Genomic DNA, 15411 nt, shown 5'->3' with positions numbered 1-15411 from the left:
AAATATATATTATAATATTATATTTTATGAATTTTTAAATTCAATTTTATTATTATTTTATAATTATTATTAAAACACTTAGGTGTATTATATGAGTGAAGATATTTTAAAAATCATTAATGAGTTAAGTTTATATGAAAAAATCTTATTAAAAGGTTTAGGGGAAAATGAAAATATTCTTCCTGAAGATGTTGCTGAAAAAGAAAATTTAAATATTAAATCTGTAATGAGTGCAGCAGGTTCACTTTCTGCTAAAGATATTATTACTGTAAATAAAGATGTTCAAGAAAATATTAAATTAACTGATGCAGGTAAAGATTTTGCAGAAAAAGGATTACCTGAACGTAGAATTTTATCTGTTCTTGGACATGAAAAGAAAATACCAATGGGAGAACTTGCTAAAAAATCTGGTTTAGATAAAAAAGATGTTAATATTGCTCTTGGTTGGTTAAATAGAAAACATTGGGCAAAAATTAATAAAGGTGTTTTAGAAATCACTGATGAAGGTGTAAACTTTTTAAATACTGTTGGTGATGATGAGAAATTATTAAAAAATTTATTCTCTAATCAAATTTTACTTAAAAGTTCTTTAGATAAAGATTCTATTAAAGCTTTTGAAGATTTAAACCAAAGGAAAAATCTTATTAAAATTAAAAAAATCACTAGTCACAGTTTTAAATTAAATGATTTAGGTATTAAAATTATTAATCAAGGTTTTGACATTGATGACTTTAAAAAAGAAGCAACTCAACTTACTCATGATGATTTAAAATCTGGTGAATGGAAATCTTTACATTATAAACCATATGATATTACTGCAGAAAACCCTAAAGTTTTCCCAGGTAAAGCTCATCCATTAAGAAAAATTATTCAAAAAATTAGAGAAATCTTCTTAGATATAGGTTTTACAGAAGCTGATGGTACTTATGTTGATTCTGCATTTTGGAACTTTGATTCTCTTTTCCAACCTCAAGATCATGCAGCACGTGAAATGCAAGATACTTTCTATTTAAAAAATCCAGGTTCATGTAAATTACCTGATGAAAAGATTGTTAAAGCTGTTGCAAAAACTCATGAAGATGGTGGAAATACAAAAAGTACTGGTTGGGGTTATGATTGGGATGTAGATGTTGCAAAACAATCTGTTTTAAGAACACATACTACTGGTATTTCAACTAAATACCTTGCAAATCATGAACCACCTTTAAAAATGTTTTCTGTTGGTCGTGTATTTAGACGTGAAACAATTAATTATAAACATTTACCTGAGTTCCATCAAGTAGAAGGAATCGTAGCAGCACCAGGTATTAGTTTTGAACATTTACTTGGTATTTTAAAAGAATTTTATAAAAAATTAGGATTTGAAGTAAGATTTAGACCTGCTTATTTCCCTTACACTTATATGTCTTGTGAATGTGAAATCTATTTAGAAGAAAGAGACAGTTGGATTGAACTTGGTGGATCTGGAATGTTCCGTCCAGAAGTACTTGAACCTTTAGGTATTGATGTACCTGTTTTAGCATTTGGTATTGGTGTAGAAAGACTTGCTATGATAACTTATGATATCTCTGATATTAGAATGTTATATAAAAGTGATATCAAATGGTTACGTGATATACCTCTTGATGAAGGTATTGAATTAAATTCTAATTATTAATTTATTTAATAATTAATTTCTTTTTTTATTTTTTTATTTTTAGATATATGTGGTATTATGAGAAGAAAAAAGTATGAGGTTACTGATTTTAATACTATGATTCAGATTATTGATTCATCTACAACAGTTAGACTTGGATTTAATACTGATAATATTCCATATATTGTACCATTAAGTTTTGGATATGAAGTAGTAGATGGTACTATAATATTATATGTTCATTCTGCATCTGAAGGACATAAAGTTGATTTAATTTCTAAAAATAGTCAAATTAAAGTTGAATTTGATAATTTTATTAAATATTATTCTGTTGGTCATAATTTTACTTGTAGTTATAATTCTCTTATGGCTGAAGGTAAAATTGAAGCTATTTTAGATGATGATGAAAAACTTAAAGCATTAAATTTATTATTAAATCATTGTGATTTTAGTAAAAAAATTGATTCTAATGCTAAATGTATGAAAATTACTAATGTTTATAAAATCACTTTAAGTAATTTATCTTGTAAAGTTCATGATTAAATATTTTTATTTTTCTTATATATTCTATTTAAATTTTCTATAGCTATTTTTAAGTATTATTCATTAAGTATATTCATTTTTATATTTTTTGGGCATGTTTTTTCTATTTTTTATTTTTTCATAATTTTATTTTTTAGCTATTTTTTTATAATTTTTATAGAAAGCTTTATATACTATGAAAATATAACTATAGTTATACAATTATAACACACGTTATATTTTGTATATTTTTTAAAACGTTTTAAGATAGGAGTCCGTATTTTATATCTCTATTATAAATACAAGTATGTGTATTTAATCATTAAATATATGGGCTTTTATCTGTTTTTTAAAATGTTATTAAATTAACCATAAAACAGTGAAATAAATTCCATAAATTTTATTACTCTCATTATCCTTTTAATTTATGGCGTTTTCATTACACATTAGAGAAAAATAATTGCATAGGATTTTAAATAGAAAAACTGTCCACATATAATATTCTGCCATTTAAAAATATTTTTTCTATTTATAAACCTCATTCTTCGTATCTGCCAATAGAAATGCAATTAACCTTCTCATTTTTTTAAATATTTAATTTCTTATTTTTAGTGTTTATTTAATTTTATTCTCGTTTTTTTATTATTTTTTTTAGTTTTAGTTTGATTTTATTTTTGGTTTTTTATTTATTTTTGGTTTTTTATTGGTTTTAATAATTTTTTTAGTGTTTTTTTTATTAATTTAGTTTAATTTTTAATAAGTATATTTAATTTAAAATATCAAATTATTAAATTTAAAAATAGATAATTTTTGATATAATATATTTAAAAATAGTAAATAATAATAAAAATAGATAAAAATTTAATTTAAATTTTAAACTTTAATTTTAAGACCAATAGGACAATGATCTGAACCCATAACATCTGAGAGAATATATGAATCTACAAGATGGGATTTAAATTCATCATTAACAAAAAAGTAATCAAGTCTCCATCCAACATTTCTATCTCTTGCACGAGTTCTATAACTCCACCAAGTATAATTTTCAGGTTCTTTATTAAATTCTCTAAATGTATCAATATAACCATTATCTAGAAATTTACTAACCCATTCTCTTTCAATAGGTAAAAATCCAGAAGTTTCTTCATTTTGTTTTGGACGAGCAAGGTCAATTGCTTTATGTGCAGTATTTAAATCTCCACATATTATAAGATTTAAACCTTCATCAACAAGTGAATTACTATATTCAAGGAATGCATCATAAAAATCAAGTTTATACTTTAATCTTTCTTCAGATGATCCACCATTTGGATAATATATATTTAATAATGTAAAATCATCATAATCAAGTCTAAGTAATCTACCTTCAACATCAAATTTTTCATTTCCCATTCCATTTATTACATTATTTGGTTTAATTTTTGTATAACTTGCTACACCACTATAACCTTTTCTTTCTGCAGAATTAAAATATGATGTGTATTCTGGAATATTTATTAATTTTTTAGGTAATTGGTCAATTTTAGCTTTTGTTTCTTGTATTGAAACAATATCTGCATCATAAGAACTTACCCAATCAATAAATCCTTTTCTATGTATTGCCCTTATACCATTTACATTCCATGATATTAATTCAATTTCATCCATTTTTACACCTTTATAGTACAGTATCAACATCAGATATATTATTTAAAACAGTAACATTAAGATTTTTATCTTCAATTTCTTGTTCTTGCTCAAAGGTTAATTCGGAATTTACTAAAATTCCAGCCATTCCTGCATTTAATGCACCTACAATATCTGTTTCATATTTATTTCCAACCATTACACTTTTATCTGCACTACAATTCATACGTCTTAATGCTTCTTTAAAGATTTCTGGATGTGGTTTTTCATAACCTACTTCTTCTGAAGTTAAAACAATATCAAAAAATGGGTGTAAATTTAATCTAATAAGTTTTTCCCATTGTTTAATTGTAAGTCCGTTTGTAATTGCTCCTAATTTGTAACCTTTAGTTTTAAGGTAAATTAATATTGCAATAGTTCTTGGAAATGGTTGTAAAAGTGAAAATTTAACATTATGATATGTAGTCATACCTAATGCTATAAGATATGGATCTTCTGCACCAATTACTCTTTTTGTAAGTACATTAAAATGTTTATCATAGTTTGATCCTTTTTCTGCAATGATTTCTTTAAATATATCATATGCTTCATCTTCTTCAATAGGAAGACCATTTTCTACAATATTATTTATTGCTGCACGTCTTGCAGTTTCTGCAAAAGATGATGTATCAAGTAATGTATCATCTATATCAAAAAATACTGCTTTATTTGTACAATTTTCATCCATTTTATACGCCTATTATTTTTTTTATTTATTAAATTTTTTATAAATTCTTTAAATAATATATATTTGAATTTGATTATTTATAATTTATATTTATTAGTATTTCCTATAAAATTATTTTTTAGTATATTATATTAATTAAAAAAGTTTTTTAATATTAATATTATATATTATATTAGTTATCAAAATCCTTACAAAAGATATTTTTTGTTAAAGATTAGCAGATTAATTATTATAAATGCTTTATATGATAATAATTTTAAGGTGCTTTAATTGTTAAAAGAAAGAAATGAAGAAAAACCTGAGGAGAGTCCTGAACAACTTGAACTTGAAGATACTATTAAAGCTCAAGCACAAGTATTTTTAAGTGATTTTAATGCAAATTTACCTGAAGTTATGGAACTTGAATATGAAGGGTTTTATAGAAGAGGTTTTTTTGTAACTAAAAAAAGATATGCTGTAATTGAAGATGGAAATATTATAGCAAAAGGTTTAGAACTTGTAAGAAGAGATTGGGCACCAATAGCTAAAAAAACACAAGAAGATGTTTTAATGGCTATTCTTAATGAAGGTAATGTTGATAAAGCTGTTGATGTTATTAAAAATACCTTAAAAAAACTTAGATCTAAAAAAGTTACTAAAGATGATTTAGTAATTCATACACAAATTACTAAAGGTCTTGATAAATATAAACAAATGGCACCTCATGTAGCAGCTGCATATAGAATGGAAGAACATGGTATTAAAGTAAATAGTGGAGATATTTTAAGGTATGTTATTGTTAAAGGTAAAGGTTCAATAAGTTCAAGAGCAATACCATATGCTTATGTTGATAATGATACTGAATTTGATATAAATTATTATATTACCCATCAAGTAATTCCTGCTGTACAACGTATTATGAGTTCATTTGGTTATAGTGAAAAAGAGTTAGAGCATTTAGATAGTAAAGAAAAACAACAAACTCTTGATGCATTTTTTTAAAAATTTTTAATTTTTAATTATTTTATTATAAAATACTATTTTTAATAAGGTTTATATATTATAAAAACAAAATATCTTATTATCATTATTCTTAAATAACTCTTTTTGCTCTATTGTTCTTATTTTATAAAAGAATGTAAATGAGTATTTTCTTGCTTACTTGTTTATTTAAGAGTTATTTTAAGTTTGCGATTTAAAATTATTTATTTACAAAGTTTTTTAACAAATTAGATTTTATTAGGTGAAATAATGGCAATTACTCAAGGTAAATCAATCAGAAGTCCATCTGGTGGAAGATTAAGAGCAAACCGTGGAAAAAGAAAAGCAGAATTAGGAAGAACTTCTGCAGAAACTAAATTAGATTCAAAAAGATTAAGAAAAATCAGAACTCGTGGTGGAAATGAAAAACTTCGATTAGATGGTGGAAACAAAATTAATGTAATCGATCCTAAAACCCACAAAGCTGAAGTTTTTGATATCTTAAATGTCAGTGAAAACAAAGCAAACCCTAACTACGTAAGAAGGAACATTATTACTAAAGGTGCTATTGTAGAAACTGCAAAAGGTAAAGCTAAAGTTACTTCTAGACCAGGTCAATCTGGTGTTATTTCTGGAGTTTTATTATAAACTCTTTTTAATCTTTTTTGTCTATTTTTAGTATTTTATAAGTTTTTTTAATTGTATTTTTTAGTTTTTCACTATTTAAGTGTTTTTTTTATTGTTTTTTATTTTAATATGATTTTTATCTTATTTTTCTTGTTTTTTATTATCTTTTTTGTTTTAATTTATTGTTTTTAGTCTTTTATTGTTTTATTTTTATAGTTTTTAATTTTGATTTATATTAATTTTTTAATTTTAAAATCATTTAATTTTGATTAAATTTATATTGTATTTTATTTCTATTAGTTTAATTTATATCATTTTAATTGGTTTTATTTAAAACTATTTTTAATTTTAATAAATTATATATATTATTTTCAAGATAAAATAAATCATAATCAAAAATATTTTAATTGTTTTAAATAATTTTTGATTATTTAACTTTATGGAGGTAGAAAAATTCAGAAGACAAGAAAGTTAATATTACTTTCTTTAATTATTATGATTATGTTAGTATTTGTTTCAAGTATTTCTGCTAGTGAGTTATCTACTAATGTCTCAACTAATAATTCTATATCTCATACTAACTCTGTTTCAGAGTCTAATTTAGAATTAGTTAGTGTTAATGATAAGAATATTTCTAGTAATGTAAATAATAAAACTTCAAATAATGCTTTAAAGCAGTCTAATACGAAAACAAATATAGTTCAAGATGTTAAAAATCCTGTTTTAAACATTTCAACTTCTGAAGCATATAATAAATCTTCAAAAAATTATACTATGGATGGAGTACCTGTATCTGGGGCTACAATTAAAATTTTTGATCCTTCAAATACTTTGATTTACTCTGGTGTTTCCAATAATGGTTATGCATTAGTAAATAGTTTACCTTCTGGTTATGGTAGTTATAAAATTGTATGTTCTTACTCTACTTATGTAGATCAAACTATTGTTTTTAATTATGATAGAGGACATTTATTAAATAATAAAGTTAAATGTCTCTTTAAACCAGATTTATGTTTCATTACTTATTATCAAGGTAATAAAAATAAAATGGATTATTTATTATCATTAAGTAAACGTGTATTTTATATTGATAGTGTTAATTTTAATCATGATCCTAATTTATGGTTAATTGGTGAAGCTAATTATATACAAATGGATATGTTTACTTCTTCATTTTATACTGATGAAGTTAAAAATTTTATAAAAGATTCTCCAGCTAATAAAAATCATATGATTTCTTATATATTTGGTCAATCTGATAGTAGTGGTCTTGGATTTAATTATGTAGGTACTAAAAATGGTAATAATACTATTAATACTATAGAAAATACTTATATTGGTTCTTATTATCAACCTAATGATTATAAAAATTCAAAAGTTATTAGTATTAATATGGAAAACTTATATGCTTACATATTATACTTGCTTGGTGAAAATTCAGTAAATCCAGTTCTTGATCCAACTAGAACTCCTGTAATGGATTCAACTTGGGGTATTTATCATCCTGCATATGGTTGTTTCGAACTTCGTCCAAATCAAACACAAATTAATGATTGGATTTTAAAAGATCCAGGTTTTAATAAAGATGGTTTAGGTAGTTTAAATTGGATGATTATAGAATATGTGGAATGGCAAGGTTCTAAATCTATGTCATCTATTTTTAAAGACTTCGAGGATTGGTATAATGCTTATCAAATAAATTCTACTGATATTTATGGTGGAGATGAGCTTACTGATAAAGATTCTTACTTAAGTAGAGTTAATACAAGTTCTCCATTTGTTGCAATTGTAAGTTATTATCCTGGTGGAGACTTAATGGATAGGTTAATTAAAGAATATGAATCTCAAGGAAGAGCTGCATTTAATTTATATCAAATTACAACTACTCCTGCTATGAGTTCTTTATTGTTATTATTCCAAAATAATAGTAAACGCCATATTTCTGCTGTTAACTCTTTATATTCATGGTCATTAAACTATAATAATTCTACAAAAGCAATTGAAGAATTAAAAGAACTAAATGTTGAAGTTATTAAAGTTTTAGATAAAGTTAGTGAGGTTGGTTATACAAGTGATCAAGGTCCTCAAAGTGAATGGACTTATTCTGTAACAATTCCTTCATTTGAAGGTGTATTTGGTACAGTATTAGTTTCATATATTAATGCAACTACTGGTAAAGAATGTATAATTGATTCTGGTGTTAAAAAACTTGTAAATCTCACTATTGGTTGGGCTAAACTTAAAGAGATGAATAATTCTGATAAGAAAATTTCTATTATCTTATATAATTATCCTCCTGGAAAAAGTGATATTGGAGCATCTTATTTAGATATTTTTAATAGTACTTATGTTATGCTTCATTTATTAGCTCAAGCAGGATATGATATTGGTATGGATGAAAAAGATATTCCTAATTTAACTGCTTTAACTGATATGCTTTTAGAGGCATGTAACAAAGGTTCATGGGCTCAAGGTTATTTAAATAGTTATGTAGATAAATATTGGGATACTCTTATGGCTAACCATCAATTAATTAATGAAACTGAATTTAGAGAATATTTAGATTCTTTAAATCCTAAATTAAGGAAACAATTAATTGATCGTTGGAATGATACTATTGGTAATATTATGGTTTACAATGGTACTAAACATAAAGGTAAATATATTGTAATACTAGGTATCATGTTCGGTAATGTTTTTATTACTTTCCAAGCAAGTAGAGGATGGGAAGTTAGTAAAATTGAAGATTACCATAGTTCTGTTTTACCACCTCATCAACAGTATATTTCATTTTACAAATGGTTATCACAAACATATCATGCTAATGCTTTAGTTTATATGGGTACTCATGGTACTATGGAATATTTACCTGGTAAAAGTATAGGGTTAACTGAAGATGATTGGTCATTTGAATTAACTGATACTCCATCAATATATCCATATATTGTTTCAGATCCTGGTGAAGGTATAGTTGCAGTAGATAGGATGAATGCTTTAGTTATTACACATATGACTCCTGCATCTGTCATGTCTGATTTATATGGTAATTTATCTAAAATAAATGATTTAATTAGGAATTATAATAAAGCTATTAATGTTGGAGATACTGTATCTGCAGAAGAATATAAGAAAAGTATTTTAATATTAGCAAATTCAGATTCTCTTAAATTACCTCTTCCAAGTGCTAATCAAACTTTTGATGATTGGTTAGAAAAATTAGATAGTAAATTAGATGATTTACAATCTGATACTATTACTTATGGAGTTCATAGTTTAGGAAAAGTTTTAACTGGTTATGAGTTAATTCAGGAATTAATGACTATTACTTCCTCTCAAACTGATATTTATACTGAAATTCTACATAAATTATATCCAGAACTTAATAAATTAGACTTTTATAAAGATGTTTATAAAAACAAAGAATATAAAGTCCAAATCAATGAAACTAAAACTTGGTTAAATGATTTCCTTGCTTATTTAGTAGATGGAGTAGAATTTGATAAAGTTATTACTTTATTTAATGTTACTAATGGTTCTAACTTGTATAATGATTTAGTTTATGCTAATATTACAATGAATAATATTCGAAATAATATGGAATGGGATGCAATTTTAACTGCATTATCTGGAGGATATGTATATCCAGGTCTTTCAGGAGATCCGGCTTATTATGAAGTACTTCCTACAGGTCGTTCAATGTATACTGGTGATACAACTAAAATGCCTACACAACAATCATTTGAAGCTGCTAAAAATCTTGTAAATAAAATGATTGTTAAATATTATGAATCTCATAATAATACATTCCCTAAATTAACTGGAATTGTTATGTGGGGAACAGAGTTATTACGTACTGATGCTCTTGCTATTGCTGAGTTCTTATGGTTCTTAGGTGTAAAACCTGTATGGGCACGTTCTGGTACTGTTACTGGAGTAGAATTAGTTGATTTAAATGATTTAACTATTACTCTTTCAAATGGAACAGTAATTAATAGACCTCGTATTGATGTATTTACTAGTATGGTAACTAGTAATGTTCATTGGATTAGTCTTTTAATTAATGCTTTAAATCTTGTAAATAATACAAATGAAAGTTTTTCTCAAAACTATATTAAAGCACATTATAATGAGACAGGTTCCCTTGACAGATTATTTGGTCTTAGAGGGGATGTTCTTGAAGGTACTGGTATGAGTGATTATTTACCATCTACTGATAGATGGTATGATAAAGATGTAGATTTAGCTTCCCAAATGTCTGATATTTATTTAGATAGAGTTTCTCATTCTTGGACATTAGATGAAAATGGTAATATTGTTGTTACAAAGAAAAGATCAAATTATGAATATTTACTTAAAAATGTAGATTTAATAACTCAAAATGTAGATAGTACATGGAGACTTTTAGATTCTGATGATTACTTTGATTGGCTTGGAGGTTTAGTTGGTGCTTCTAAAAGATTAGGTGGAAATGCAGAAACTTATGTTCCAGATACAAGGAATAAAAATGATATGGTAGTACGTACTTTATCTGAACAACTTGATTTAGAACTTCGTACAACTATTGCAAATCCAAAATATACTAATGCCCTTATTGGTTCAACTTCTGGTTGGTTACAAATGGCTGCTAAAGTTCAAGATTTATATATGTTTTCTGTAGTAACTTCAGAAAGCATAGGTACTGGTCAAAGTAAAAATGGGGGTACTGGATCATTTTCATCCGGTTCTGTTGTAGATAGTAATTCATTCACTGTTGCTGCAAATGCAATTAATTCACTTTATTCTTCAGTGAATTCTGCTTCACAATCTTATGGTTGGCAAGCAATGGCTGCATGGATGATTTATGCTTCACAAACTGGAATTTGGAATCCAAGTTCAGCATCAGAAAAAAATTTACTTCAAAAATTAGTAAATAATTATGTTGATAGTGTTGTACAATATCAAAACTTTGCATGTTGTCACCATACTGATCCATGGTCTTTTAACAAAGATGTAACTCAGATGTATACTGGTAGTAGTGCTACTTTAGCTAAATTTAATGCTTTATTTAAAGCTATGAGTGATTCACAAAGTGATATTTATTCAGAACAAACTGCACAAGATATTGCTAATGCTGCTAGTTCACAAGTATATAATGGTTCAAGTACTAGTTCAAGTGCTAGTTCAGTAAATTCCGGCTCAAGTTCTGGATCAAGTTCTGGTTCTGGTTCTGGTGCAGGTTCTGTAGGAGATTCTGGTGCTAGTAGTTCTAATGCAGGTGGTTCCCAATCATCTAGTAATAATGGAAAACAATGTTCTAATTCAGAAGATAGTCAATCTGATTCTGGTGCAGGATCTAGTTCACCTTCATCTAGTGATAAAGCTTATGAAATAAATAAACAAACTAGTTCATCTGGTGCACAAGCTTCATTACCAATTTATGTTTTAATCATAATAGTAGTAATATTATTTATATTCGGTTTCGGTTTTTTTAAAAGAAACAAAGATGATGATGATAATGATGAATTCTAGTAATTCATTTTTCATTGTCATTTAATTTTTATTTTTTTTATTTTTTTTACTTTAAGATGCTTCTTTTTTTAGTTTTTTAGTTTTTTTAGTTTAGGTTGTTTCTATTTTTTTAGTTTTTTATTTTAAGCGGTTTTTAGTTTTTTAGTTTTTTCTTTCTATTTTTTAATATTTATTTTAAATTTAAATTTAAAAAAAGTCTGTTTTTCAATATTTTATTAAATTTTTTTGATTCTATTTCAATTTATCTTAAAAAATATATACTATATAAATACATAAATATAAATCAACTATATTTTATTTTTACTAAAATATAGTATATTTGTATAAGAGTTTATGATTAAATTTATTTTTAAAATAGGTAAAAATTTATTAGCTTTTTATTTTTGCTTATTTTTTAATAAATTATGTTTTTTAAGTAGTTTTTTATTATTTAATTGAATTTTAATTAAAAAATATTAATTAAACTACTTTTAAATAATTTATAAAATTGAAAAATTGTGATAAGGTGAAAGATTGAAGTTTAATAAAATTTTAATTGTTTTAATTGTTTTAATCACTGTTTTATCAATTGGTTCAATTTCTGCTACTGATGTTAATGATTCTTCATCATTTAATACAGTAAATACATATTCTGAACTTCATTCAACTGATGTTTCTAGTTCTAATTCTCAAGTTGATTTATCAACTGATGATTCATTGGATGATTTAAAATCAGTTAATGCTGTTTCAGATTCAAAAAACAATTCAGATATTGTATCTTCAACAAATCAAACAGTTAAAACAAGTAAAACTATTAATTTAGATTCTGATAAATATTCAAATTATTTTGATGAAGAAGGAAATATTATATCTGGAATCTCTTCTGGTGATACTTTAGATTTATCTGGTACATTTACAAATCAAAGTTTTGTTATTGATATACCGGTAACTATTACTTCAAGTTCTAATAATGCTTTTTTAAGAGATTGTACTATTAATTTAGTAAGAGGATCTGAAGGTTCTAAAGTATCTAATATTAGGTTTAATAATACTTTTAAATTTACACCAGGAGTATGGATTCAAAATTCAAATAATATAATTGTAGATAATATTAATTTTTATGGTAATGGTAGAAGTGCTTATTCCGCTTATATACAAAATTCTACTTATTGTACTGTAAGTAATTCAAAAATTAAAACTGAAACTGGTGAAGACAATAGTCCTTGGACTCATCCAGGTATCTGTATAAGTGTATCTAATTTTATTTCTATTTTAAACAATTATATTGAAATTGGAGATAATGTAGGTATATATGCATCTGTCTATAATGATAATGGATATTCAAATAATAGTTTTATTATTGGAAATACAGTAAAAACTGTTGTTGATAATCCTACTTCATGGAATTATGCTATTCAAATGATGGGATCAAATAATTTAATTGAAAATAATACTGTTATTGGTGCTTATAGAGGTATATCTGCAACTGTATCTAATAATACTGTCCGTGGTAATACAATTATCAACATTACTGGAGTTAATTTTGGTAATAAAACTCAAGTTACTGGTGGAGATAATGGAATTATTGTTAACACTAATTCAATTGTTGAAAACAATAAACTTATCAGTGTTAATGCACAAACTGCAATTAATGTTGGTGATAATTGTGTTGTAAGGAATAATACAATTGATAATCGTTTACATAATGGTTATGGTATTTCTGTTAGAGGAAGTAATGTTAATGTTACTTATAATAATGTAACAACTGATAATTCTGCTGCAATTGATGTTAGGGGAGATGTTAAAGATATTATTGTAAATTATAATAATATAAATTCTAATACTGTTGGTATTTTAGTTGCTAGAGAGTCTAATAAAAAATATCCAAGAAACCTTACAATAACTAATAATGTAGTTAATACTACTGGAGATTGTGCTATTAATGCATTATATGCAGATAATAAAAATACTACTATAGCTAATAATATGGTTTATGGTAAAGAGATTGTTTATCCTCAAGGTTTTGTTATTGAGGATGATACTATTATTAAATATAATGGTACAAAAATTATCATTACTCCTGATACTTACTCTATGTATTTTGATGATAATGGTGTAATTATTCCAGGAACAATTAATGATAGAGATATTTTATTATTTAGTGGTAATTTTACAAATAAAGTAATGATTATTTCATCAAAAGTTAAAATTGAAGGTAATAATCAAACTAATTTATTTAATTCTACAATTAAAGTAACTTCTCCTAATGTTTATATTTGTGATTTAAATATTACAAATAATAATCCTAGTGTCTTTAATCAATGGGGTATTTATGTTTATGATAGTGCAGATTATGTTTTCATTGTAAATAATAATATTAATGTTGTTGATGATAAAACTGCTTACTGTATATACTTAGATGATGTTAGTGGTGCTACAGTTGAAAGAAACTTTTTAACTTCTAGTGGAAATTATTTAACTTATACTATTCTTTGTCGTGAAGTTTATAATTCTAAAATTAATAATAATGTAGTCTTTACAAATGGTTCTGGCGAAGTTCATGGATATGAGTCTGAATTATGTATTGATGGTGTTTATAGAATTCAAGAAATATACAGAACATATGGTATTTTATTACTTTACTCATCTAATAATACTATTTCAAGTAATTATGTCTCTGTAAGTTCTAAATTAGATAACAAAACTTATATTAATGCTACTAATTCAATTGTTGGTGTAGATATTTACTTTGACAGTAACAACAATACAGTAAACAATAACCATATTGAAGTTTCAGGTAATGATAACTATATTTATGGTACTGGTTGTTTAGCTGCTCAAACTGGTAAAGGAAATACTGAAGCTAATAATAATAAATTCATTCAAAATGATGTTATTCTTAATGGTAATAACTTCGTTTCTGGTATTATTGTTGGTTATTTAAGTAATGGAACAATCATTGATGATAATTCTATTACATTAAATAGTAAAAATGTTGCTTATGGTATTACTCTTGAAGCATCTGAAAATAGTACTGTTACAAATAATATTGTTAATGCTAAATCTGGAGCAATATACCTTTTAGAAATGTTTAGTTCAAATAATAATCTTATTAATAACAATGAATTTAATGGATTAGGTAGTTTTGTTTATGGTGTTGCAGGATATCAATCATCTGATAATACAATTAATAATAATAAAATAAATGCAACTGCTGATTATACTAATGTTGATAGTGTAAGTGATCATGGTGATGCTATTCCTGCAGGTGTTGCAGGTATTTTCTTAATGAAAGATTCTGTTAATAACAATATTAATTCAAATAATATTACAACAAATGGTTATTATGCTGTTAACATTACTAACAATCAAAATTCTGTAAAAGATAATTATCTTGTTGCTAATAGTTCTTCTGGTAATAATGCAGTAAGTTATTTAAATGAAAATGTTTCAGGTAACTATCCTCATGAAGTATCATTTGATTTTGATACTGATAAAAAAGGAAATGTTATAGTTAAATTAGTTGATGATGAAAATAATCCACTTAGTAATAAAACTGTTACCTATTTAATTAATGGAACTCCATCTTATAAAACATTAGTTACTGATAAAGATGGTCAAGTAATTTTTACTGATTTAGAAGGTAAAGTAAATTTAACTGTTATATTAATAGATGATACTGGTAATTATGTAAATAATTCAAATAGTTCTACTATTATTATGACTATTAATAAAGTTCCTGTAAGATCAGCTACTAAAATTGTTTCATATGATTTTAATCAAGTTGCAGTTGATTTTTATAATGGAGAACGTGGAGGATATTTTG

General features: G+C 25.1%; 8 protein-coding genes. 6 read left to right on the top strand and 2 right to left on the bottom strand.

The window, feature by feature from the left end:
• The first annotated feature begins 91 nt into the window (after positions 1-91).
• A complete protein-coding gene (locus BGI41_RS02240) occupies positions 92-1657 on the top strand; it encodes a phenylalanine--tRNA ligase subunit alpha (RefSeq protein WP_088538622.1) in 1566 nt (521 codons plus the stop codon).
• Positions 1658-1714: 57 nt separating this feature from the next.
• Positions 1715-2179, top strand: coding sequence for a pyridoxamine 5'-phosphate oxidase family protein (locus tag BGI41_RS02235; RefSeq protein ID WP_088538621.1), 465 nt, complete (start codon positions 1715-1717; stop codon positions 2177-2179).
• 852 nt (positions 2180-3031) lie between these two features.
• Here the strand turns inward: BGI41_RS02235 and BGI41_RS02230 are convergent.
• Together BGI41_RS02230 and BGI41_RS02225 are read right to left on the bottom strand one after the other, a co-directional pair.
• A complete protein-coding gene (locus BGI41_RS02230; protein WP_088538620.1) occupies positions 3032-3805 on the bottom strand; it encodes an exodeoxyribonuclease III in 774 nt (257 codons plus the stop codon).
• A gap of 10 nt (positions 3806-3815) precedes the next feature.
• Positions 3816-4511, bottom strand: coding sequence for a TIGR02253 family HAD-type hydrolase (locus tag BGI41_RS02225; RefSeq protein ID WP_088538619.1), 696 nt, complete (start codon positions 4509-4511; stop codon positions 3816-3818).
• Between the two features lie 270 nt (positions 4512-4781).
• On the opposite strand from BGI41_RS02225, the gene BGI41_RS02220 reads away from it, so the two are divergent.
• The 4 genes from BGI41_RS02220 to BGI41_RS02205 all read left to right on the top strand — a co-directional run.
• A complete protein-coding gene (locus BGI41_RS02220) occupies positions 4782-5492 on the top strand; it encodes a DNA polymerase domain-containing protein (RefSeq protein WP_088538618.1) in 711 nt (236 codons plus the stop codon).
• Between the two features lie 249 nt (positions 5493-5741).
• Positions 5742-6119: a 30S ribosomal protein S8e gene (locus BGI41_RS02215; protein ID WP_088538617.1), complete on the top strand. Its 378-nt coding sequence runs from the start codon at positions 5742-5744 to the stop codon at positions 6117-6119.
• A 480-nt stretch (positions 6120-6599) separates the two neighbouring features.
• Positions 6600-11606, top strand: coding sequence for a cobaltochelatase subunit CobN (locus BGI41_RS02210; RefSeq protein WP_158211959.1), 5007 nt, complete (start codon positions 6600-6602; stop codon positions 11604-11606).
• Positions 11607-12119: 513 nt separating this feature from the next.
• A partial coding sequence (locus BGI41_RS02205) for a right-handed parallel beta-helix repeat-containing protein (protein ID WP_088538615.1) occupies positions 12120-15411 on the top strand: 3292 nt, incomplete at its 3' end.

Origin of the sequence: Methanobrevibacter sp. 87.7 (assembly GCF_002208625.1) — an archaeon.
Classification (GTDB): domain Archaea; phylum Methanobacteriota; class Methanobacteria; order Methanobacteriales; family Methanobacteriaceae; genus Methanarmilla.
The sequence above is the reverse complement of the archived record's forward strand: the minus strand, read 5'-3'. Positions and strand labels throughout refer to the sequence as shown.

Bases quoted from the DNA above. Each gene is read 5' to 3' on its own strand.
- BGI41_RS02240 (WP_088538622.1), top strand. From the start codon at position 92: ATGAGTGAAGATATTTTAAAAATCATTAATGAGTTAAGTTTATATGAA.
- BGI41_RS02235 (WP_088538621.1), top strand. From the start codon at position 1,715: ATGAGAAGAAAAAAGTATGAGGTTACTGATTTTAATACTATGATTCAG.
- BGI41_RS02230 (WP_088538620.1), bottom strand. From the start codon at position 3,805: ATGGATGAAATTGAATTAATATCATGGAATGTAAATGGTATAAGGGCA.
- BGI41_RS02225 (WP_088538619.1), bottom strand. From the start codon at position 4,511: ATGGATGAAAATTGTACAAATAAAGCAGTATTTTTTGATATAGATGAT.
- BGI41_RS02215 (WP_088538617.1), top strand. From the start codon at position 5,742: ATGGCAATTACTCAAGGTAAATCAATCAGAAGTCCATCTGGTGGAAGA.
- BGI41_RS02210 (WP_158211959.1), top strand. From the start codon at position 6,600: ATGTTAGTATTTGTTTCAAGTATTTCTGCTAGTGAGTTATCTACTAAT.